Raw genomic sequence first — 20,875 nt, forward strand, 5'->3', positions numbered from 1 at the left:
GGCGCTACGGCTTCACGCGCACCGTGCGCAGCGCCGTGCCCCAGGAGACGAGCTGATCCAGGAGCGCGTTCACCTGCTTCTCCTTGTGCGGATCCGGCTTGAAGACGGTGTAGTGCTCGAAGTCGGTGGACAGGAACAGCTGCACCTGCGCGCGCACCGTGGCCATTTGCAGCTCCGCGGCGACGAGGCGCAGCTGCTCCACCGCGCGCACGCCGCCCGCGCTGCCGTAGCCCACGAAGCCGGCGGCCTTGTTGTTCCACTCGCCATAGACGAAATCGAGCGCGTTCTTCAGCGCGCCGGACGGGCCGTGGTTGTACTCGGGCGTGACGAAGACGTAGGCGTCGTAACTCGCCACCGCCGCGCTCCACTGCTTCGTGTGCTCCTGGGTGTACTTGCCCATGGACGGCGGGGTCGGCTCGTCCAGGAGGGGCAGGTTGAAGTCCTGGATGTCGACGAGCTCGTATGTGGCGTCGCCGCGCTTCTTCGCGATGTCGTGGACCCAGCTGGCGACTTTGTCCGCCTTGCGGCCCGGCCGGGTGCTTCCAACGACGATGGCCACCTTGATCATGTGCGAGGGGCTCCTGGAAAACGGGTAGGACGTCCGCCCGCCATCTTCCCCGCGTCCGCCCGGAGGCAAGGAGGGTTCGCCCGGGGTGTGTCCTGATTCGACCAGAGCCCGGCGCATCCGCCCGGAAGGTGGCGCAAGCCCCGACCCTGGGCTAAGCGTACAGGCAACTTCCCCGGCTGCTTCCTTGCACCGGGACAGCTCCTCCGATACCGATCCACGACCGTGAACGACGACACGCCTGATTCCGCGCAGGAGCTGGCCGACGTGCTCCAGGACGTGCGCCGCCACCTCCTCTGGCAGGAGGAGACCGCGGGCCGCTCGCTCCTCGTCGACGCGAAGGTCGCCGCCGAGCTCCAGCAGCAGCGCGCCGCCGCCTCGTCCGTGCGCTCGATGATTGCCCGGACCAGGGCCCCCGAGCCGGCCGCCGCCCCCCCGCCTCCCCGGCCCCCGGCGGAGTCGCCGACGCGCGACGCCCTGCACGCCGCGATGAAGCAGCCGCTGGGCGCGCCGATGGCCGCCGCCCCGCCTCGCGCCCCCATGGCCGCGTCGCGCCCGCTGGCCTCCGACACCCCGGCCCCTCGCGCCGCGCCGCCGCCTGCTCCGGGGATGCTGCTGGACGTGCCGAAGTCGACGCCCCGCTACAACGGCGCGCTGCCCGGCGTCGTGGAGGGCGAGCGCCCCACGCTGGATCAGATCCGCCGCGAGCTGGGCGACTGCCGCCGCTGCAAGCTGTGCACGGGCCGCAAGAACATCGTGTTCGGCTCCGGCAACCCGCGCGCGGACCTGGTGTTCGTGGGCGAGGGCCCCGGTGAGACCGAGGACCTCCAGGGCGTGCCCTTCGTGGGCGCCGCGGGCGACCTGCTCACCAAGATGATCGGCGCCATGGGCTTCACCCGGAACGACGTCTACATCGCGAACGTCGTGAAGTGCCGCCCGCCCGGCAACCGCAACCCGGAGCCGGATGAGATCGCCGCGTGCGAGCCCTTCCTGCGCTCGCAGCTGCTCGCCATCCAGCCGAAGGTCATCGTCGCGCTGGGCAAGTTCGCGGCGCAGACGCTCCTGCGGGACACCACCCCCATCACCCGCATGCGGGGCCAGTGGCGCGAATACGAGGGCATCCAGCTCATGCCCACCTTCCACCCCGCGTACCTCCTGCGCAACAGCGCGGAGAAGCGCAAGGCGTGGGAGGACCTGCAGCAGGTGATGAAGCTGTTCGGCAAGCACCCGGGCTCCAGCGCATAGACCGCGCGGCGCACCGCGACGACCAGGAGAGGCACCGATGAAGGGAGTGCTCGAGACGCGCGAAGTGCAGTCCCCCGCGCTGGAGAACAACCCGCTGGGAGATCCGGCCCGCCGCCGGCTCACCGTGTACCTGCCGCCGGGCTACGCCGCGGGCACGCAGCGCTACCCGGCCGTCTACTTCCTGCACGCCTTCGGCAACGGCGGCGGCTCCTGGACCAACGCGTCCGGCTTCTCGCCCTCCGTGCCGGACCGCCTGGACGCGCTCATCGAAGCCGGCACCATTCCGCCCGTCATCGGCGTCTTCCCGGACGCGTGGACGAAGCTGGGCGGCAGCCAGTGGGTGAACAGCGACGCCATTGGCCGCTACCGCGACTACCTCATCAAGGACGTGGTCGGCTTCGTGGACAAGACCTTCCGCACGCTGCCCAAGGCCGCGTCGCGCGCGGTGGTGGGCCACAGCTCCGGCGGCTACGGCGCGCTGGTGATGGGCCGCTACCACCCGGAGGTGTTCTCCCTGGTGGGCGCGCACGCGCCGGATTCCTACTTCGAATATTCGTACCTGCCGGACCTGCCCAAGGCGGCCACCGCGCTGATGAAGGCCGGCGGCGTGGACACATGGGTGACGGAGCTGCGTCAGCGCGCGCGGGACACCAAGGTGCGCGGCGACGACTTCCCGGTCATCAACATCCTGGCGATGGCGGCGGCGTACTCGCCGAAGAAGGGCGAGCCGCTCAACCTGGAGCTGCCCTTCGAGCAGCACAACGCGAAGCTGCGCCTGGACGTGTGGAACCGGTGGCTGGTGCACGACCCCGTGCGCTTCGTGCCCAAGTTCCTGGACTCGTTCCGCAAGCTCAAGACGGTCTACCTGGACGCCGGCACCCGCGACGAGTTCAACCTGCGCTGGGGCACGCGCATGGTGGCGGACGACTTGAAGGCCGGCGGCGTGGACGTGGTGCACGAGGAGTTCGAGGACGGGCACTCGGGCGTGTCGTACCGCTTCGAGCGGTCGCTGTCGGTGCTGGTGCCGCGCCTGGCCGCGGACTGATAAGGGGGGGGCATGGATACGTACGGACTGTCGCGCGTCGTCGGTGAGAAGGGCGTGCTGCCGCAGCGCGCGCGCAAGCTGGACCCCTCGTTGCCGTGCGGCGAGGCGGAGCTGCTCATCGACGTGGAGAGCCTCAACATCGACGCCGCGTCCTTCAAGCAGATCAAGGACGACGTGGGGGGCGACCCCGCGCGCATCGCGGGGCGCATCCAGGACATCGTGCGCGAGCGCGGCAAGATGCAGAACCCCGTCACCGGCTCGGGCGGCATGCTCATTGGCCGCGTGAAGGAGCTGGGCGCGAAGCACCCCGCCAACGGCGTGCTCAAGCCCGGGGACCGCATCGCCACGCTGGTGAGCCTGACGCTCACGCCGCTCGTCATCGAAGAGGTGAAGGCGGTGCACGCGGACATCGACCGCGTGGACATCCGCGGCCACGCGCTGCTCTTCGCGAGCGGCATCTACGCGAAGCTCCCTTCGGACATGCCGGACACGCTGTCGCTGGCGGCGCTGGACGTGTGCGGTGCGCCCGCGCTGGTGGCGCGCCACGTGCGCCCGGGCATGACGGTGGCGGTGCTGGGCGCGGGCAAGAGCGGCGCGCTGTGCCTGGCGCAGGCCCGCCGCAGCCTGGAGAGCCGGGGCAAGCTGCTGGCGCTGGACATCTCCCAGAAGGCGCTGGACGCGCTGTCCGCCATCGGCCTGTGCGACGAGGCCCTGAAGGTGGACGCCACCCAGGGCGTGGACGTGATGGAGGCGGTGCGGAAGGCGACGGGCGGTCAGCTCTGCGACCTGGTGGTCAACTGCGCCAGCGTGGGCAACACGGAGATGGCGTCGCTGTTGTCCGTGAAGGACGGCGGCACGGTCATCTTCTTCTCCATGGCCACCAGCTTCACCACGGCGGCCCTGGGCGCGGAGGGCGTGGGCAAGGACGTCACCATGCTCGTGGGCAATGGGTACGTGCCCGGCCACGCCGCCCTCACGCTGGAGCTGCTGCGCACCGAACCGGCGCTGCGGCAGCTCTTCGAGGCCCGCTACATCTAGGGCTTGAGGAAGGCCGTGTGCACGGCCTTCATCAGCGGATCCCGCTCACCCGCCGGGGCGTTCTTGAAGTGGCCCTGGTTGACGGTCCAGATGATGCCGCCCCCCAGGCCCTTCTCCCGCGCCCAGCGGCCCTTCTCCGACACGGACGCGATGTCCTCGTAGGAGATGTAGTTGCAGGACTGCGGGCCGTACGCGGTGGGGAAGGAGAGGTAGGGCGCCTTGGCGGCATCATCCCAGCGGTACGCCTCCGGCGAGTAGTAGAGCGTCTGGATGTTGGCGTAGCTCATCGCATTGTCGCTCTGCTCCTCGCGGATGTCCTTGCGCCCGTCGAGCGGGGTGCCCGGCTCGGTGATGCCCTTCCAGCAGGTGCCAAAGAAGCCCACGCCGATGCCGATGCGCTGCGGCGGCACGCCCGCGTCCAGGAACGCCTGCACGGAGCTGGAGACGGAGCTGGGGTGCTGGTGGGTCTCACCGAAGAGCGCGCTGGTGTGCCAGCTCGCCCACTGCCCCCAGTGGCCGCTCATCTTGTAGGCCATGATGTTCATCTGGTCCACGCGGGCCGCGAGCTGGCGGTGGAACTCCGCGTCCACCTTGCCCAGTGGGAAGTTGGAGTTCACCCAGCCCACCGGCACCGTGATGATGATGTTCTCATCCGCGGCGCGCAGGTCGTCCAGCAGCGCGAGCAGCGGCGCGCTGTCCTGCGGCAGGAAGATGGGCTCCCAGTCCACGTCCACGCCGTCGAACTGCAACTCGCGCATCGTGCTGATGATGTTGCGCACGAAGTTCCGGCGCTTCTCCAGCGTCTCCGTCGCGCCCTTGAAACCGTCGTACTCGCCCATGCCGCCCAGCATCAGCAGCGCCTTCTTGCCGGCCGCGTGCGCCCGCTGCGCCAGGGCCCGGGCCATCTTCGGGCCCTCCACGGCGTCCACGTCGAAGTCGGTGTAGAGCGTGCCGTCGGTGCGCGGGCGGATGCGGCCCACCGCCAGGTGCGTGAGCAGCGACATGTCCACCGAGTCCACCGGGTACAGGTCGCGCTGGTAGCCCACCCAGTAGCCCATCACCCAGCTCGTGGGCGCGCCGCCCGGACGCAGCGTCACCGCGGCCGTCGGGCGTGAGCACGGGCCTTCGCCCATCTCGTTGGCCGCGCAGACCGTGAAGGAGTACGCCTTCCCGTTGTCGAGCTGTTCAATGAGCGCGCCCGACGCCGGCGCGTCCACCCGCTTCACCTGTCCGCCCGGCTCCGTCATGACCTTGAAGTACGACAGGGGGCGGCCGCCGTGGCTCGCGGGCGGCAGCCAGCTCACGTACGCCTGGCCGTTGCCCGCGGTGGGCACCACCGAGCGCGGCTGGCCTGGCGGCGTGGGGGCCGCGATGCTCATCCCCGCCAGCGGCGTCACCAGGTCCGTCTCCACGGAGGCCTTGCCCTCGCCCACGGCGTTCACCGCGGAGACCTTGAAGACGTAGGTGATGCCGTTGTTCAGCCCCAGCACCGTGGCCTGGGTGTCGGGCACCTTCACCAACGCGCCGCCGCACTCGGGGACACAGCGCACGACGTAGTACAGCAGCGGGCTGCCACCATCGCCGGCAGGCACCGTCCAGGTCACCAGCGCGGAGGCATCCCCCGGCTGCGCGACGGCCTGCTTCGGCGCTTCAGGAGGCGTCGGGGGCACTTCCGGCTCGTCCTTCTTGCCGCCGCCGAAATCACAACCGCCCAACATCACCGCGAGAGTCAAAACCACCCATCCCTGCAACGGATTTGACCAATGGCTGTTCATTCCCGCACTCCTGTCTGGACGCGGGATGTTATGCGATAGGACCCCCTGTATGAGTCAACGTGAAGCGGAAAACTCCAGCAATTTTGTATGGCTGGTAATTGACCTATTAGGCGGACTAATTTCATTCTCGTAGGTCATCACAGAACCTCCGTGGGTGGGAAATCCAGCCACCGGGGGATGGCTGGTCTTCGGGGTGGCTGGCGGGCGGGTCCGCCCATGAGCGCCGTTTCTCAGCGCACCTGCGCGGTAGGGGCGTCCGGGACCTGCGCGGGAGCGACCGGGGCCTCCGGCGTCTGGGTCCGGGCCCAGTCGTTGGCGGAGCGGCCGCTGGCGTCGCGCAGGGCGGGGGAGGCGCCCTGGTGGCGCAGCTCGTCGGCGACCTCCGTGCGGCCGAAGAGGACGGCGAACATCAGCGCCGTCTGGCCCAGGCGGTTGGTCTGGTCCACCGCGCAGGGCTGCGCGGAGAGCAGCTTCACCACGTCCGCGTAGCCCTTGAAGGCGGCGCCCATGAGGGCGGTGTTGCCCCGGCTGTCGCTCGCGCACGCATCCGCTCCGGCTGCGAGCAGCGCCTGCACCGTCCGCGTGTGGCCGTAGTAGGCGGCCAGGATGAGGGGGGAGAAGCCCCGTGCGTCGCGGGCCTCCACGGGCGTGCCGGCCTTCACAAGCCCCTCGACGATGTCGGTCTCGCCCTCGCGCGCGGCGGCGAGCAGGTAGCGCTCCGCATCGCTGGTGGCGAGCAGCCGACCGGTGGGCGTCGCCGGGGCGCGCAGGGACATCCACGCGGCGGTCAGCACCGTGCACACCAGCATCACCAGACCCAGCGAACCGAGCAGCAGCTTGCGAACCATGAGGCGTCTCCAGGGCGTACAAAGAGAGGGGAAGGCAGTGGGGCCGCCGAGGCGTCACCGGCGGCCCCGGGCGTCACGTCACGGCTGGTCGCGCGTGGCCAGCGGCGCGAGGGTGGCCTTCGCGTCGTCCAGCTTCACGTTCACGGCCTTGGCCAGGCGCGTGCCGTAGTCCGCGTTGGCCGCGTAGAAGTGGCCCACCATGCGCGCCTTGACCTTCGCGTCGCGCACCTGGCCCAGGTCGCCGGCCAGGTTCTGGATGAGCCGCTCCTTGGCGGCCGCGTCGAGCGAAGCGTAGAAGGCACCTGCCTGCGAGAAGTTGTCCGTCTTCTCGATGGGGCGCTGCTGCGTGGTGCCCGTGAGGGGCGCGTTGGAGAAGAGGGCGGAGGGCGTGTCCGACGTCTCCCGCGTGACGCTGGGTTCGTAGTTCACGTCCGACTTCGTGTTGCCGCTGTTCATCGCGCCGGCCTGGCTGTTGTTGTTCACCGCGGCGCGCGCGCGGTTCACCGGCAGCGACAGGTAGTTGGCGCCCAGGCGGTAGCGCTGCGTGTCCGCGTAGGAGAAGAGGCGGCCCTGCAGCAGCCGGTCCTCGGACGGCTCGATGCCCGGCGGCAGCACGCCCGGGGAGAAGGCGGACTGCTCCGTCTCCTCGAAGAAGTTGTCCGGCATCTTGTTGAGGGTGAACTTCCCCAGCTTCACCGGGGGCAGCTTGTCCTTGGGCCACTCCTTGGTGGCGTCCAGCGGATCGAACGCGAAGCTGTCCAGGTCCTTCGGATCCAACACCTGCACGCTCAGCTCCCACGAGGGGAACTTCCCGGCCTGGATGCTCGTGTAGAGGTCATGCGTGGCGTGCTGGAAGTCCTCGCCGCCCAGCTTCGTGGCCTCCTCCACGGTGAGGCCCTTCACGCCCTGCTGCGACTTCCAGTTGAACTTGACGTACTTCACCTGGCCCCTGGCGTTGACGAACTTGAAGGCGTGCACGCCGTTGCCGTCCATCTGGCGGTAGTTCGCCGGGATGCCCAGGTCCGTATAGAGCTGGGTGAGCAGGTGCGTGGACTCGGGCTGGTGGCTGAAGAAGTCGAAGTAGCGGCCCGGGTCCTGCCGGTTGGTGACCGGGGACGGCTTCAGCGAGTGCACCATGTCCGGGAACTTCATGGCGTCGCGGATGAAGAAAACGGGCAGGTTGTTGCCGACCAGGTCCCAGTTGCCCTCGTCCGTGAAGAACTTCAGCGCGAAGCCGCGCGGGTCGCGCAGCGTCTCCGGCGAGCCGCCGGGATGGATGACCGTGGAGAAGCGCACGAACATCGGCGTCTTCTTGCCCTTCTGGGAGAAGACGGACGCGCGCGTGAGGCTGGAGAAGTCGCCGTAGCTCTCGAAGGAGCCGTAGGCGCCGACACCGCGCGCGTGCACCACGCGCTCCGGGATGCGCTCACGGTCGAAGCGCGCGAGCTTCTCGATGAGGGCGAAGTCCTCCAGGAGGATGCCGCCTCGCGGGCCGGCCGTCTTGGAGCTCTGGTTCGTGCCCAGCGGCGCGCCTGAGTCGGTGGTGATGGGAGGAGGGTTGCCGGCGGCGAGGACGGGAGCGCCGGACAGCAGGACCGCGAGCATCAATGAGCGTCGGTTCAAGGGAACTCCTGGGGGTTACGGGGACCGGGACACCCCCAGAGCACGCCTCGTGCCGACCCCTCACTTCCTGTGATTCCAATGGGTTGGGTGTGGATGCATGGCCGCGATCACCAGCCTTTCGGTGGATAGACCGAAATGGCGGTGGGGCTGGTCACCGCCCTTTCGGTGTTGGGATTCGCAACGAAGTTTCGGTGCAGTGGCGTTCGCGTGATGCGTCTCGCCATTCGAGAGGCGCGGTGCGGCATCGTTTGCTGGCGGTGCGGGAGGCCGTGTTCTTGAGCCGAAGGACGCTGCGCTCGGGTAGGGTGCGCGCATGTCAGGCCCGTTTATCGACGACGCGCGGATTGCCGAGGCGCGCAAGCTGGCGGACGAGATCGTCAATCCGATCTTCGACCTCATCCAACGCAACACCACTGTCTCCAATGAGCGCACCGTGTTGCGCTTCTTTGGCATCTCCGGCGCGGGTGCGCGCGGCGTACCGCTGGCGAACCTCATGGTGGACAAGCTGAAGTCCGCCGGGGTGCTCAACCGGGGCGCCGCCTACTGGTACGGCCGCGCGCTGCAGCTGGGCGCCAGCAGCCCGCTGGACGCCGTGGAGCGCATCACCGCGCTGCCCACGGACAAGCTGGGCGCGCTGTCGCCGGAGATGGAGGGCAACCTTCGCGACGCCGTGCGCGAGGAGGCCCGCGCGGCGATGACGGAGCTCAAGGCCCGCATCGCCCAGCGCAACGCCCTGCGCGAGCAGTTCCCCATGTCGCCCGCGCCGCACAAGTACGTCATCGTCGCCACCGGCAACATCTACGACGACGTGGACCAGGCGCGCGCGGCGGCGCAGGCGGGCGCGGACGTCATCGCGGTCATCCGCTCCACGGCGCAGTCGCTCCTGGACTACGTGCCCCACGGCGCGACGACGGAGGGCTACGGCGGCACCTACGCCACCCAGGAGAACTTCCGCGTGATGCGCGAGGCCCTGGACGACGAGAGCCGCAAGCTCAAGCGCTACATCCAGCTCACCAACTACTCGTCCGGCCTGTGCATGTCGGAGATCGCCTTCTGCGCGGCGTACGAGAAGCTGGACATGCTCCTCAACGACGCGATGTACGGCATCCTCTTCCGCGACATCAACATGCGGCGGACGTTCATCGACCAGTACTTCAGCCGCCGCATCTGCGCCCTGGCCGGCATCATCATCAACACCGGCGAGGACAACTACATCACCACCGCGGACGCCTACGACGCGGCCCACACCGTCATCGCCAGCCAGTTCATCAACGAGTGCTTCGCCAAGCGCGCGGGCCTCAAGGACTGGCAGCTGGGCATCGGGCACTCGTACGAAATCGACCCGTACCGCGACGACACGCTGCTCCTGGAGCTGTCGCAGGCGATGCTGGTGCGCCGCTGCTTCCCGGACGCGCCGCTCAAGTACATGCCGCCCACGAAGCACAAGGAGACGGACATCTTCTTCAGCCACGCGTACGACGTGATGGCGGACCTGGTGGCCATCTGGACGCGGCAGGGCATCCAGCTGTTGGGCATGATGACGGAGGCCATGCACACGCCGCTGCTCGCGGACCGGTACGTGGCGCTCAAGTCCGCGTCGTACATCCACCGCGCGGCCCGCGGCATCGACGAGGAGTTCACCGTCCGCGAGGACGGGAAGATCGCCAACCGCGCGCGCGAAGTCTTCGCCAAGGCGGAGGAGCTGCTGCGCGAGTGCCACTCGGAGGGCATGGTGGCGGCCATCGGCAAGGGGCGCTTCGGTGACGTGAAGCGCGAGGAGACCGGTGGCAAGGGCCTGGACGGCGTGCTGGAGAAGGCGCCGGATTACTTCAACCCGTTCCTGGAAATGCTGGAGGCGTCATGATCCTGGGTACTTTCGTGGCTGTGATGATGGCCGCGGGCGGCAGCGCGGATGCGTTGAGCAGCGTGACGGTGAAGAACATCGCGCTGAAGGCGCCGGCGGCGTGGACGCGCTCCAACATGGACGGCACGGAGAAGTTCCTGGCGCCCTCCGGTGACGCGTACTTCCTGGTGGACGTGGGCACGGTGCAGACCGCGGGCATGAAGGCGGAGCTGTGCCGCACGAAGATCCTCGCGAACATCGGCGGCGACAGCTGGACCATGCTGAAGGTGGGCGGCCAGCCGGCGGCCACCAAGACGGACACGGACGCGGCGCCGGACGGCAGCGGCAACGTGGACACGGTGACGTACGTGGGGTGCAACGGGAAGACGACCTGGTCCGTGGTCTTCTACATGGAGCAGGGCAAGAAGGACCGTTTCGCCGCGGTGGCCGAGAAGGTGGGCACCAGCGTGTCGTTCACGCCGCCCAAGAACAAGAAGGGGTAGTTCGATGGTGAAGCCGAGCAAGCAGATCATCCGCCCCTACGGCGACCGTCGCGACGACGGCATGGTGCAGCTGTCGTTCACGCTGCCGGTGCCGCTGTCGGAGAAGGCCAAGGAGGCCGCCGCCCAGTTCACGAAGAAGATGGGCTTCACGGACGTGAAGGTGGCCGCCGCCGAGCGCGCCGCGGACCAGTACACGTTCTTCGTCGTCTACGCCCGCTCCAACGTGACGCTGGACTACGCGGAGATCGACGTGCCGGAGGTGGTGGTGCGCAAGATGGGGTTCGACGACCTCAACGCGCTCATCAAGGAGAAGGTCCGCCGCCGCATCGTCGTCTTCGGCGCGTGCACGGGCACGGACACGCACACGGTGGGCATCGACGCCATCCTCAACATGAAGGGCTACGCGGGCGACTACGGCCTGGAGCGCTACCCCGGCTTCGAGGCGTACAACCTGGGCAGCCAGGTGCCCAACGAGGACCTCATCAAGAAGTCCATGGCGAAGCACGCGGACGCCATCCTGGTGTCCCAGGTCGTCACGCAGCGCGACGTGCACAAGGACAACTCGCGCCAGTTCATCGACGCGGCGAAGGCGGCGGGCATCCACGGCAAGACGCTCTTGCTGCTGGGCGGGCCGCGCGTGGACCACAAGCTGGCGCTGGAGCTGGGCTTCGACGCGGGCTTCGGGCCGGGCACCAAGCCGTCCGACGTGGCGAACTACATCGTGCACGCGGTGATGAAGAAAGAGGGCACGGAGTCCGCGGACTCCCACTATCAGGGGGAACCCACGTGAGCACTGGCACGAAGGCGGTACTGCGGCTGCGCATGGGCAGCCATGACGCGCACTACGGCGGCAACCTGGTGGACGGAGCGCGGATGCTCGGTCTGTTCGGGGACGTGGCCACGGAGCTGTGCATCCGCTCGGACGGGGACGAGGGGCTGTTCCGCGCCTACGACTCCGTGGAGTTCCTGGCCCCGGTGTACGCAGGGGACTTCATCGAGGCGGAAGGGGAGATCATCTCCGCGGGCAACACGTCGCGGAAGATGCGCTTCGAGGCGCGCAAGGTCATCAAGCCCCGGCCGGACGTGAACGACTCGGCGGCGGACGTGCTGCCGGAGGCGGTGGTGGTGTGCCGCGCTTCGGGCACGTGCGTGGTGCCCAAGGACAAGCAGCGGGTGAAGCGATGAGCAAGCCCATGGTCATCACCGCCGCCCTGGTGGGCGCGGAGACGACGCGCGAGCAGACGCCGTACCTGCCCATCACCGCGGAGGAGATTGCTGAAGACGCGGCGAAGTGCCGCGAGGCCGGCGCGGCGATGGTGCACATCCACGTGCGCACGGCGGAGGGCAAGCCGTCGCAGGACGCGGAGCTGTTCCGCGCGGCCATCCGCGCCATCCGCAAGCGCACGGACGTGCTCGTCCAGGTGTCCACGGGCGGCGCGGTGGGCATGGACGTGGACGAGCGGTGCGGCGGGCTCACGCTCACCGGCGCGGACAAGCCGGACATGGCCACGCTCACCACGGGCACGGTGAACTTCGGGGAAGAGGTGTTCTGGAATCCCCGGCCGCTGGTGCGTGACATCGCGAAGCGCATCAAGAGCATCGGCCTCAAGCCGGAGCTGGAGTGCTTCGACGTCGGGATGATCGACGAGGCGCGCTACCTGGCGAAGGAGGGGCTGGTGGAGCTGCCGGCGCACTTCGACTTCGTGCTGGGCGTGCCGGGCACGCTCCAGGCGCGGCCGGAGGTGCTGGACTTCATGATCGCCGCGCTGCCGGAGGGAAGCTCCTGGACGGTGGCGGGCGTGGGGCGCCAGCAGCTGCCGTTCGTTGAAGAGGCCGCGAAGCGCGGCGGCAACGCGCGCGTGGGCCTGGAGGACAACATCTACCTGTCCAAGGGCGTGCTCGCGAAGGGCAACTTCGAGCTGGTGGCGGAGGCCGCGAAGCGCGCCCGTGCCGCCGGCCGGGAGCTCGCGACCCCCGAGCAGGCCCGGCAGCTCTTGCGCCTGGGCTGAGACTTCGACGCGAGGCCCGGGAGCGGATGACGCCCCGGGCCTTCGTCTCTTCAGGCCGCCCAGGCCCAACCGACGTGGCCGTCCGGGCGCACCAGCATGCCGCCCACGCCTTCGAGGTCACCTCGCCCCACGGGGCCCTGTGCACGCAGCGTCGTCACCCGGGAGGGCCAGCCGGGCTCCCAGCGGGGCAGGGGGCGTGAGTCGTCCTCTCCCAGGCCCAGCAGCAGCCACCGGCCCGGATGCAGCGCCGCGTAGAGCCGTGTGTCCGTGCCGAGCTCCACGTCGCTCAATCGCCGGCCGCTCCATTCGGGCAGCACCGGTGCACGCACCTCCGGCGCGGGCACGTCCAGCGGCGCGTAGCCCACGTCGAGCGCCCCGATGTTGTCCGCGAGCTGGCGGTTCAGCCTGGGCTCACGAAGCAGGTCGCTCATCATCGCGCGCAGGGCCAACGTCTCCCGCGTGGCGCCCATGAGCGCGGTCTGCGCCAGCGTGTTGTGGATCAGCGCCTGCCCCACGGGACGGCGCTCGCGCGAGTAGCTGTCGAGCAGGGCCTCCGGCGCGCCGTCCTTCACCACCGCCGCCAGCTTCCATCCCAGGTTCATCGCGTCCTGCAGGCCGACGTTGAGCCCCTGGCCTCCCGCCGGGAAGTGCATGTGCGCGGCATCCCCCGCCAGCAGCACGCGTCCCTCGCGGTAGCGCTCCGCGAGCCGCGTCTCGTTGCCGAAGCGCGACAGCCACCGCGGCTCCCGCATCCCGAAGTCCGAGCCCGCGATGCGCAGCGTGCACTCCCGCAGCTCCTCCAGCGTGACGGGCTCCCGCACCGGAGCCTTCTCCCGGAGCGGATCATTCACGACGATGCGGTGGACGCCCGGGGCCATGGACACCACCATCACGCCGCCCCGCTCGTTCGCGATGCCGATGGCGGGCTGGGCCGGCGGTGCTCCCAGCGTCACGTCCCCCAGCATCGCCGTGCGCGTCACGTCCGTCCCCGGGAACGGGATGCCCGCCAGCCTCCGCACCGCGCTCCGGGCCCCATCCGCGCCCACCACGAAGCGTGCCCGGATCCGGAAGGGGCCCGCGTCCGTGGCGCCCTCCAGGTCCACGCCTTCGCCGTCCTGTCGCAGGGCCTCCACGGTGTGACCGCGCCGCACGGCCACGCCCAGCTCCCGCGCCCGTTCCTCCAGCAGGGCCTCCGTCACCGCCTGCGGAAGGAACAGCGTGTAGGGGAAGCGCGTGTCCAGGACGCTGAAGTCCAAGCGCGTGTCGAGCATCGCGAAGTGCCCGGTGGGCAGCGGCCGTCCCCGCTCCAGGAACCGCCCCTCCAACCCGCGCAGCGCCAGCACCTCCAGCGAGCGCGGATGCAGCGTCAGCGCCCGCGACTCGCGCACGGCCTCCGCGCGCCGCTCGAACACCTCCACCCGGACACCCGCCAGCGCCAGCTCGCACGCGAGCCACAGTCCGGTGGGACCTCCTCCCACCACCGCCACATCAAGGACCTCCGCCATGACCGACCTCCCGCCCGAAGGCGTCAAACTAACGTTGTTAGGGATCGACTAACGCTGTTAGTTTGTCAAGCCAGCGAGGGCCAGAGAGGGCATGCGAATCCAGCGGGAGCAGGTGGTGGCGGCGGCGTGGACGCTGCTGGACGAGCACGGCCTGGAGGGCCTCACGATGCGCGTCCTGGCGAAGGCGCTCTCCATCCAGGCGCCGTCGCTGTACTGGCACTTCCCGGGCAAGCAGGCCCTGCTGGACGCGATGGCGGACACGCTGGTGCAGGACGTGGCGCGGACGCTGACGGCGGACTCGCCGTGGGAGCCGGTGGTGCGCACCGTGGCACAGGAGCTGCGGCGCGCGTTCCTGTCCCACCGGGACGGCGCCCGCGTCTACGCCGGCACCGTCGTGGTGTCCGAGCACACGCTGCGCGTCTCCGACACCGTCATCGGCGCGCTGATGCGGGCGGGGCTCGACTCGCAGGCGGCGGGCTGGGCGGCGTTCACCGTGCTCGACTACGTGCTGGGCTTCACCATCGAGGAGCAGGGCTTCACCGCGCAGGACGCCGAAGCGAGGGAGCGGGAAGGGGCGCTGCGTCAGCTCGCCTCGGCGCGCTATCCCCACGCGGCCGGTGCGGTGGACGCCATCCTGGACCGCGACTTCGACCGGCGCTTCGCCTTCGGGTTGGACCTGCTCGTCGCGGGCATCCGCGCGCGGCTGTCCACGCCGTAGCGAGGCGCTGTCAGGAGTCCGGCGCGCATTTCGTCCCGCTGTCCGGCACGCAGCGCACCTGACGACGCACCTGACGACACCGCCCGCTCATCCGGCTGTCCACCCGGGACGGCTCGGGCATCATGCCGCGCATTCCTCCCGGCCTGACGGGAGCCCACGGGGAGTCGCGAAGCGATGGACACGGGACTGCAGGGCAAGGGTGTGCTGGTGACGGGCGGCGCGGGCGGCATCGGCTCCGCGCTGGTGCGCGCGTTCGCGGACGAGGGCTCGAAGGTGGCGGTGCACTACCACCGCAGCCAGGAGAAGGCGGCGGCGCTCGCGCGCGAGGTGGGCGGCACGTCGGTTCGCGCGGACCTCACGGTGGAGGCGGACGTGGACGCGCTGGTGCCTCAGGCGGTGAAGGACCTGGGCCGGCTGGACGTGCTGGTGTGCAACACCGGCGTGTACCCCGCGCCCGACGAGCCGCTGTGGCGGATGTCGCTGGAGCGCTGGCGCCGCACGCTGGCGCAGAACCTGGACAGCGTGTTCCTGAGCTGCCGCGCGTTCCTGCGCCACGTGGAGACGACGCGCACGGGCACCATCGTCATCATCAGCTCCACGGCGGGCCTCTTCGGCGAGGCGGGCCACACGGACTACGCGGCGGCGAAGGGCGCGCTGGCGGCGGGCTTCGTGAAGAGCCTGAAGAACGAGCTGCACCGCATCGCGCCCATGGGCCGCGTGAACGTGGTGTGCCCGGGCTGGACGGAAGTGGACCGCAACCGCGCGAAGCTGGTGGACCCGGAGTTCGTCGGCCGCGTCACGCGGACGATGCCGCTGCGCAAGGTGGGGCAGCCAGAGGACGTGGCGCGCGTCGTGGTGACGCTCGCGTCGGATCGCATCTCCGGCCACGTGACGGGAGAGGTCGTCACCGTGGCCGGAGGCATGGAAGGAAGGGTGCTGCATGAAGACTGACCTGGACGTACGGACGTACAACCGCGAGGCGTGGAACGGCGAGGTGGGCCGAGGCAACGTGTGGACGCTGCCGGTGTCCCCGGAGGTCATCGCCGCCGCGCGGCGGGGCGACTGGAGCGTGGTGCTCACCCCGACGAAGCCCGTGCCGCGCGCGTGGTTCGGGGACCTGAAGGGCAAGGACGTGCTGGGCCTGGCGAGCGCGGGCGGCCAGCAGTGCCCGGTGTTCGCGGCGGCGGGAGCGCGCGTCACCGTGTTCGACAACTCGCCCGCGCAGCTGGCGCAGGACCGCAAGGTGGCCGAGCGCGAGGGCTTGGAGATGAAGTACGTGGAGGGCGACATGCGGGACCTGTCCGCGTTCGCCGATGGGAGTTTCGACCTCATCTTCCACCCGTGCTCCAACTGCTTCGCGGAGGAGATCCGGCCCGTGTGGCGCGAGGCCTTCCGCGTGCTGCGTCCGGGCGGCGTGCTCCTGTCGGGCATCTGCAACCCGGTGCGCTACCTCTTCGACCCGGCGGAGGAGGAGAAGGGCGTGATGCGGCTGAAGTACACGATGCCGTATTCCGACTTCACCAGCCTCACCGACGAGGAGCGCCGCCGCTACACCGACAAGGATGAGCCCATGGTCGTGGGCCATTCGCTGGAGGACCAGCTGGGCGGACAGCTGGACGCGGGCTTCGTGCTCACGCACCTCTTCGAGGATTCGTTCGCGGAGAAGGACCTGCTCTCCAAGTTCCTGCCCACCTTCATGGCCACCCGGGCGCTGAAGCCCGCCTCCCGGCTGTGAGAAAAGGGCGATTTAACCTTCGGCGGGCTCCGGGGTTTTGAGTGTCAGAGCGCGACGGGAAGCATGCTGCACGGCTGCTCCCGGAGCGTTTTGACCTGAACCCGGAGTCCACACACCATGTCGCTCAAGTCCATGCTTCGCGGTACCGCCGTCGCCACGCTGCTCCTCGCCGTGCCCGTGCTCGCCCAGACGGCCGCGCCGTCCGACTCCGCCAAGACCGGCCAGTGCGAGGGCCGCCGCGGCAAGCACGGCGGGGGCCACAAGTTCGGCCGCATGGAGCAGCGCCTGGACAAGCAGGTCGCCGAAGGGCGCCTGACGCAGGCCCAGGCGGACAGCTTCAAGGCGGAGGCGAAGCAGCTCCACGAGGAGATGAAGGCCGCGCGCGCCGCCGCCAACGGCCAGGTGGACGAGACCCAGCGCGCGCAGTTCAAGGAGCGCCGCAAGGCGCTGAAGCAGAAGATCAAGGCCGCGCTGGCGCCCACGCAGCAGGGCGCTTGAGGTCCCGCCGTGAGTGGGGGACGTGACGCGAGGGCCCCGGCCGGCACAGACTGACCGGGCCCTTTCGTCCGCGGGAGCCCCCATGCTTCGCAGCCTCCTCGTCGCCGTCGTCGCCCTGAGCACTGGCTGCCGCGCGCACTCCAGCGCGACGCAGGCCGCGGCGACACAGCAGGCCCCAGCGGGAGCGCCGGACGCGCCGGGCTCGGTCGAGTCGCCGGTGGCACTGGTGGCGGACGCGGAGCTCCAGCGCGTGCAGAAGCGCGCTCAATACATCGTCGAGTCGGAGCAGGGCGCCATCCGCGCCACGGACCTGCTGCTCGCGCGTCCGGACCTGGACCGCGCGCGGATGAACTGGCTCTTCACCGTGCCGCGCGGCAACGCCTGGTACGCCGTCTTCGGCCGCTTCAACCCGCAGGACGCGTTCGTCCCCGCGTACGCGTACCGCGCGCCCATCGAGTTCTCCGGTGAGATGGAGGACTTCCCCGTCGAGTCCCTGCCCGAAGGCATGGACGCGCTGGCCCGCGCGGTGAGCACCGCCTGCGAGCGCGTCTTCCAGGTGCACGGCCGCAAGCAGCTCAAGTCCGTCGTGGTGGAGGAGGACGGCGGCATCACCGTGTACGTGCTCCAGGGCTTCGACGACTCGACCCTGTACCTGCTGGGCGGTGACTTCCGCTTCAAGTTCAGCAAGGACGGCCGCCAGCAGCTCCAGGAGCTGCCCCTGCACCAGGGCCTCATCCCCGTGTCCGTCGCGCCGGACGCGGACGGAGAGGTGCCTCCCTTCTCCGCGCACGCGCATGTGCTCTTCCCGGGGCCGCTGGAGACGGAGCTCGCGCTGGTGATGCTCCATCCCGCGCTGGGCGGCCTCTTCGTCGGCGCGGCGGACCAGGACTGCGTCTACGCGCTGTCGCCCGACGGCACCATCCGCGCGGTGCGCCTGAGCCGCGAGGAGATCCTGCGCGAGCTGCGGCCGGACGGCACCTTCGCGCCACCCGAGGCTCTCAAGGCCGAACCGGAACCCGGCTCGGACGTGGTGCTCTGAACAGCTCCTGGCTCCGCAGTGTTGAGCTTCGTTCAGGCCCTTTCCCGCGGCCCGTCATGGCCAGCGGGCGGGGTGTTTGAGTTCGCGGCCTCACGACAGGAGGACGCGGATGGCGTTGCAGAGCGACTACCAGGACGTGCTGGACGTGGCGAAGAGCGTGGGCGCGAAGATCGAAACGCGCGAGGAGAACGGCAAGCTCGTCATCAAGGGCTCCGTCGACCACGCCTTCGACCGCGATCGCATGTGGGATCAGATCAAGGCGAAGCACCCGAAGTGGAACGACGAGATCATGGTGATGCTCGACGTGACCCACGCCGAGCCCTATGGCGTCTACACCGTGAAGTCCGGCGACACGCTCAGCAAGCTGGCCAAGGACATCTACGGGGACATGAAGCTGTACACGAAGATCTTCGAGGCCAACAAGGATCAGCTCAAGGACCCGGACCACATCAAGGTGGGCCAGGTCCTCAAGCTGCCGCCGAAGACCATCGCCAACCGCGCCTGAGCGCGGCGCTGGACGGAGGCCCGTCCTGCCGGTGCATCAAGGGCAGTACGGGCACTCCACCGTGGCCTCGAGCGAGTCGTAGACGAGGCAGTTCTGGTCCGCGGCGTTGTCGTTCTTCTGCTGGCAGCGGTAGTTCCACACGGACGCGCACTGGGTATAGACCTGCGCATCGCCAGTGGGCCCCTGGTAGGTGGACGTGCAGGTGCCGCCCGAGCTTCCACCCGACACGGTGCAGCTGAAGGGGTCCGTGCCGCTGGTGCACTTGAGGCCGGAGCAGTTGGTGCCGCTGCCCATCCACTTGCCCGAACAGCTGGAGCCGCTCGTGCGGTGGTCACAGAGCACGCGGTTCAGGTTCGAGTCGTAATAGGCGCACGCACCGCTGCCGTTACCGCCGCCACCACCGCCACCGCCACCGCCACCGCCGCCGCTGGAGCCTCCGGAAGGCGTTCCCCAGCTCCACTCGGGCGTCCTCGGCTCGGAGTAGGTGTCCAGGGTGACCGTGCCCTCCGGAAAGCCCACGTCCTCGCACGAGTCGCCCTCGAAGTAGCCGCAGTAGTCCCAGCCGTCGCACCAGAAGTCGCGGCACTCGTCCGCGGTGTCGTCGTTGCAGAAGTAGATGCTGGAGCCATGGACGCAGGCGCCCTGTTCGGCGAAGCAGCCTGGAAGCACGAGGCCCACGGCGAGGGACAGGAGGAGCGCGGACGCGACGCCCGTGGAGCGGCGAGGAGCTGGGTTCATGCCGCCGGAGGGTAGCTGCAAGCCGCCGCTGGATTCAGCTGGGTCAGCGGCACCACAGGCCTCTACAGCCCTCGCAGGCGCGCGGCCCAGGCGAGGTACGCGCCCCGCGGATCCACGAGCGGATCCCGGAAGAGGGCGCGGATGTCGGCGGTGTCCACCTGACCGGCGTCGAAGGCGCGGTAGAGGCTGTCCCCCAGAAGGTAGCCCAGCGCGTGGCTGACGCCGTGGAACAGGCGGTCGCGGCGCAGGGGGAGGAGCTTCACGGCCTCGTCGGGGGCCTCGGACTCCGTGGCCTTGTGGGCGAGGACGAAAGCGGCGATCTGCCGCTCCAGGCCCCGGGCCTCGCCGAAGCGCCGGGCCCACTCCGTGACGCTGGGGCAGGTGCGGCGCGGGTTGATCAGCTTGGAGCCGAAGAAGCCCAGGGCCTCTTCCAGGCAGCGCGCGTAGAAGGCCTCGGACGCGCCGCGCGGAGCGTCCATGGCGTCGCCCACGGCGCAGTGGCGCACGAAGTGGGCGGCCTCCTCCGCGGCGTGGTTGAGGGACAGCGACGCGAGGTACGCCGTGCGCGCGCGCGGGATGTAGCCGCTCTCGCGCGACAGGATGTGCTTGCGCAGCTGGGACAGCTCCGCCTGGGTGAAGCGGCCGCGCCGGCGGATGCGGGCGAGCACGTCGCCGTCCGCCGCCGTCGTCACCTCCACCGAGTCCAGCTCACGGCCCACGGGCACGCCCGCGAGCCCGCCGATGAGCTCCGCCATGTCGCGGAAGCGCTCCGCGGCGCTGCGGTCGAGCAGGGGCGCGTCGTCGCCTTCGGCCTCCAGGTAGTCCAGGAAGCTCTGCTGGCAGAGGACGGGCGAGGCGTTCATCAGGCACAGCGCGCCGTCCGCCAGCTCCACGGCCTCCGCGCTGCCCAGCCGGCCCTCGCGCGCGAGGCGCCACCAGAGGCCCTCGGCGTTCTGGTACACGACGAGCCCGCGGCGCGGCTGCGCTTCTCCCAGCGCGCGCTCCACCTGCGCGGGGAGGTGGCAGGGCGCGGCGTGGAACTGGCCCACCAGCACCATCACCAGCGGGACGTCTTCCGCGCGGGCCACGCGGGCGATGCGTTCCGCGGCGAAGGCGTCCCGCAGCGCGAGCGAGCGCTCACCCTGGGCGCGCCGGTCGATGGCGGCCACCTGGAGCTTGTGGCGCTTCGCGAAGCCCAGCACGGCGCGGATGCCGGCGCCGGGACCGAAGCCCGGAGTGGGGCCGTGCCCCAGCCGAGACAGGAGGGTGCGCTCGGGCAGGCGACCCGCGAGGTACGCGTCGAGGGCCGCCTGGTGACGGCCTTCCACGCACTCGAGCGCCAGCACGACGCGGCGCCCGGAGGCGAGGGCGCGCTCGACGAGGTCCAGGTAGGTCTGCTGGGCGAGCGGCAGCGTGTGGTAGTCGCCGACGTAGACGAGGTCCGACGCCGCGATGCGCTGGTGCACGTGGGTCAGGGGGACCACGCGCTGGTAGGTGCTCGTGCGCCGGCGGTAGCGGGCCTCGTAGGCGCGGAAGGCTTCGGTGCGGCCTTCGACCACCCGGGCGATCTGGGCGCGTTGGCGGCGGAAGAGGGCGAGGTGAAGGGCAAGCGACGCGCGCATGGAGAGCGACAGGCACCGTCG

21 protein-coding genes are annotated in these 20,875 nt (G+C 70.0%); 14 read left to right on the top strand and 7 right to left on the bottom strand.

Annotation, left to right across the window (positions count from 1 at the left end; translation table 11 throughout):
• Positions 1–4 precede the first annotated feature (4 nt).
• Positions 5–568, bottom strand: a complete 564-nt coding sequence (locus NR792_RS04605) for an NADPH-dependent FMN reductase (protein ID WP_375758850.1) — start codon at positions 566–568, stop codon at positions 5–7.
• 222 nt (positions 569–790) lie between these two features.
• Between NR792_RS04605 and NR792_RS04610 the strand changes: the two genes are divergently transcribed.
• From NR792_RS04610 to NR792_RS04620, 3 genes are read left to right on the top strand one after another with little or no spacing between them, the layout of a single operon-like run.
• Positions 791–1,810, top strand: a complete 1,020-nt coding sequence (locus tag NR792_RS04610; protein WP_375758851.1) for a uracil-DNA glycosylase family protein — start codon at positions 791–793, stop codon at positions 1,808–1,810.
• Positions 1,811–1,847: 37 nt separating this feature from the next.
• Positions 1,848–2,855: an alpha/beta hydrolase gene (locus tag NR792_RS04615; protein WP_375758852.1), complete on the top strand. Its 1,008-nt coding sequence runs from the start codon at positions 1,848–1,850 to the stop codon at positions 2,853–2,855.
• Positions 2,856–2,867: 12 nt separating this feature from the next.
• Positions 2,868–3,893 (top strand): L-erythro-3,5-diaminohexanoate dehydrogenase, encoded by a 1,026-nt coding sequence (locus NR792_RS04620; RefSeq protein ID WP_375758853.1) that lies wholly within the window; start codon positions 2,868–2,870, stop codon positions 3,891–3,893.
• Here NR792_RS04620 and NR792_RS04625 read toward each other — a convergent pair.
• From NR792_RS04625 to NR792_RS04635, 3 genes are all read right to left on the bottom strand, one after another.
• The gene (locus tag NR792_RS04625; RefSeq protein ID WP_375758854.1) at positions 3,890–5,632 is read right to left on the bottom strand and encodes a glycosyl hydrolase family 18 protein; all 1,743 of its coding nucleotides are present in this window, start codon (positions 5,630–5,632) and stop codon (positions 3,890–3,892) included. The genes NR792_RS04620 and NR792_RS04625 overlap by 4 nt on opposite strands.
• Before the next feature lie 266 nt (positions 5,633–5,898).
• On the bottom strand, positions 5,899–6,516 hold the full coding sequence (locus NR792_RS04630; protein ID WP_375758855.1) for an ankyrin repeat domain-containing protein: 618 nt from the start codon (positions 6,514–6,516) through the stop codon (positions 5,899–5,901).
• A gap of 78 nt (positions 6,517–6,594) precedes the next feature.
• Positions 6,595–8,139 (bottom strand): catalase, encoded by a 1,545-nt coding sequence (locus tag NR792_RS04635; RefSeq protein ID WP_375758856.1) that lies wholly within the window; start codon positions 8,137–8,139, stop codon positions 6,595–6,597.
• Positions 8,140–8,452: 313 nt separating this feature from the next.
• On the opposite strand from NR792_RS04635, the gene NR792_RS04640 reads away from it, so the two are divergent.
• The 5 genes from NR792_RS04640 to NR792_RS04660 are packed head-to-tail and all read left to right on the top strand — an operon-like array spanning position 8,453 to position 12,494.
• On the top strand, positions 8,453–10,003 hold the full coding sequence (locus NR792_RS04640; RefSeq protein ID WP_375758857.1) for a lysine 5,6-aminomutase subunit alpha: 1,551 nt from the start codon (positions 8,453–8,455) through the stop codon (positions 10,001–10,003).
• Positions 10,000–10,485, top strand: coding sequence for a hypothetical protein (locus NR792_RS04645; RefSeq protein WP_375758858.1), 486 nt, complete (start codon positions 10,000–10,002; stop codon positions 10,483–10,485). The genes NR792_RS04640 and NR792_RS04645 overlap by 4 nt, the downstream gene beginning before the upstream one ends.
• Positions 10,486–10,489: 4 nt before the next feature.
• Positions 10,490–11,275, top strand: coding sequence for an OAM dimerization domain-containing protein (locus NR792_RS04650; protein WP_375758859.1), 786 nt, complete (start codon positions 10,490–10,492; stop codon positions 11,273–11,275).
• Entirely contained in the window at positions 11,272–11,670 is a 399-nt protein-coding gene (locus NR792_RS04655) for a hotdog fold domain-containing protein (RefSeq protein WP_375758860.1), read from the top strand. Before NR792_RS04650 ends, NR792_RS04655 begins: the two co-directional genes overlap by 4 nt.
• Positions 11,667–12,494: a 3-keto-5-aminohexanoate cleavage protein gene (locus NR792_RS04660; protein ID WP_120591679.1), complete on the top strand. Its 828-nt coding sequence runs from the start codon at positions 11,667–11,669 to the stop codon at positions 12,492–12,494. Before NR792_RS04655 ends, NR792_RS04660 begins: the two co-directional genes overlap by 4 nt.
• A gap of 50 nt (positions 12,495–12,544) precedes the next feature.
• Here NR792_RS04660 and NR792_RS04665 read toward each other — a convergent pair whose 3' ends face one another.
• The gene (locus NR792_RS04665; protein WP_375758861.1) at positions 12,545–13,999 is read right to left on the bottom strand and encodes an FAD-dependent monooxygenase; all 1,455 of its coding nucleotides are present in this window, start codon (positions 13,997–13,999) and stop codon (positions 12,545–12,547) included.
• Between the two features lie 91 nt (positions 14,000–14,090).
• On the opposite strand from NR792_RS04665, the gene NR792_RS04670 reads away from it, so the two are divergent.
• The 6 genes from NR792_RS04670 (at position 14,091) to NR792_RS04695 (ending at position 18,494) form a co-directional block, all read left to right on the top strand.
• Positions 14,091–14,717: a TetR/AcrR family transcriptional regulator C-terminal domain-containing protein gene (locus NR792_RS04670; protein WP_375758862.1), complete on the top strand. Its 627-nt coding sequence runs from the start codon at positions 14,091–14,093 to the stop codon at positions 14,715–14,717.
• Positions 14,718–14,891: 174 nt separating this feature from the next.
• A complete protein-coding gene (locus NR792_RS04675; protein WP_375758863.1) occupies positions 14,892–15,668 on the top strand; it encodes an SDR family NAD(P)-dependent oxidoreductase in 777 nt (258 codons plus the stop codon).
• Entirely contained in the window at positions 15,658–16,452 is a 795-nt protein-coding gene (locus tag NR792_RS04680) for a class I SAM-dependent methyltransferase (RefSeq protein WP_375758864.1), read from the top strand. Before NR792_RS04675 ends, NR792_RS04680 begins: the two co-directional genes overlap by 11 nt.
• A 117-nt stretch (positions 16,453–16,569) precedes the next feature.
• A complete protein-coding gene (locus tag NR792_RS04685; RefSeq protein WP_375758865.1) occupies positions 16,570–16,950 on the top strand; it encodes a hypothetical protein in 381 nt (126 codons plus the stop codon).
• An 82-nt stretch (positions 16,951–17,032) separates the two neighbouring features.
• Positions 17,033–17,989 carry a hypothetical protein gene (locus NR792_RS04690; RefSeq protein WP_375758866.1) on the top strand — a complete coding sequence of 319 codons (957 nt, stop codon included), beginning with the start codon at positions 17,033–17,035 and terminating at the stop codon, positions 17,987–17,989.
• A gap of 109 nt (positions 17,990–18,098) precedes the next feature.
• Entirely contained in the window at positions 18,099–18,494 is a 396-nt protein-coding gene (locus NR792_RS04695) for a LysM peptidoglycan-binding domain-containing protein (RefSeq protein WP_375758867.1), read from the top strand.
• A 36-nt stretch (positions 18,495–18,530) separates the two neighbouring features.
• On the opposite strand, the gene NR792_RS04700 is transcribed toward NR792_RS04695, so the two are convergent.
• Together NR792_RS04700 and NR792_RS04705 are read right to left on the bottom strand one after the other, a co-directional pair.
• A complete protein-coding gene (locus tag NR792_RS04700; protein ID WP_375758868.1) occupies positions 18,531–19,232 on the bottom strand; it encodes a hypothetical protein in 702 nt (233 codons plus the stop codon).
• A 62-nt stretch (positions 19,233–19,294) separates the two neighbouring features.
• A complete protein-coding gene (locus NR792_RS04705) occupies positions 19,295–20,854 on the bottom strand; it encodes a ChaN family lipoprotein (RefSeq protein WP_375761567.1) in 1,560 nt (519 codons plus the stop codon).
• Positions 20,855–20,875: the final 21 nt, after the last annotated feature.

The sequence above is a fragment of the Corallococcus exercitus genome (assembly GCF_042231735.1).
In the GTDB taxonomy this organism is placed as follows: Bacteria; Myxococcota; Myxococcia; order Myxococcales; family Myxococcaceae; genus Corallococcus; species Corallococcus exercitus_B.

Coding starts and splice junctions, on each gene's coding strand:
- NR792_RS04690 (WP_375758866.1), top strand. CDS start 17,033: ATGCTTCGCAGCCTCCTCGTCGCCGTCGTCGCCCTGAGCACTGGCTGC.
- NR792_RS04680 (WP_375758864.1), top strand. CDS start 15,658: ATGAAGACTGACCTGGACGTACGGACGTACAACCGCGAGGCGTGGAAC.
- NR792_RS04685 (WP_375758865.1), top strand. CDS start 16,570: ATGTCGCTCAAGTCCATGCTTCGCGGTACCGCCGTCGCCACGCTGCTC.
- NR792_RS04615 (WP_375758852.1), top strand. CDS start 1,848: ATGAAGGGAGTGCTCGAGACGCGCGAAGTGCAGTCCCCCGCGCTGGAG.
- NR792_RS04670 (WP_375758862.1), top strand. CDS start 14,091: ATGCGAATCCAGCGGGAGCAGGTGGTGGCGGCGGCGTGGACGCTGCTG.
- NR792_RS04640 (WP_375758857.1), top strand. CDS start 8,453: ATGTCAGGCCCGTTTATCGACGACGCGCGGATTGCCGAGGCGCGCAAG.
- NR792_RS04620 (WP_375758853.1), top strand. CDS start 2,868: ATGGATACGTACGGACTGTCGCGCGTCGTCGGTGAGAAGGGCGTGCTG.
- NR792_RS04645 (WP_375758858.1), top strand. CDS start 10,000: ATGATCCTGGGTACTTTCGTGGCTGTGATGATGGCCGCGGGCGGCAGC.
- NR792_RS04675 (WP_375758863.1), top strand. CDS start 14,892: ATGGACACGGGACTGCAGGGCAAGGGTGTGCTGGTGACGGGCGGCGCG.
- NR792_RS04605 (WP_375758850.1), bottom strand. CDS start 568: ATGATCAAGGTGGCCATCGTCGTTGGAAGCACCCGGCCGGGCCGCAAG.
- NR792_RS04650 (WP_375758859.1), top strand. CDS start 10,490: ATGGTGAAGCCGAGCAAGCAGATCATCCGCCCCTACGGCGACCGTCGC.
- NR792_RS04705 (WP_375761567.1), bottom strand. CDS start 20,854: ATGCGCGCGTCGCTTGCCCTTCACCTCGCCCTCTTCCGCCGCCAACGC.
- NR792_RS04660 (WP_120591679.1), top strand. CDS start 11,667: ATGAGCAAGCCCATGGTCATCACCGCCGCCCTGGTGGGCGCGGAGACG.
- NR792_RS04630 (WP_375758855.1), bottom strand. CDS start 6,516: ATGGTTCGCAAGCTGCTGCTCGGTTCGCTGGGTCTGGTGATGCTGGTG.
- NR792_RS04700 (WP_375758868.1), bottom strand. CDS start 19,232: ATGAACCCAGCTCCTCGCCGCTCCACGGGCGTCGCGTCCGCGCTCCTC.
- NR792_RS04695 (WP_375758867.1), top strand. CDS start 18,099: ATGGCGTTGCAGAGCGACTACCAGGACGTGCTGGACGTGGCGAAGAGC.
- NR792_RS04665 (WP_375758861.1), bottom strand. CDS start 13,999: ATGGCGGAGGTCCTTGATGTGGCGGTGGTGGGAGGAGGTCCCACCGGA.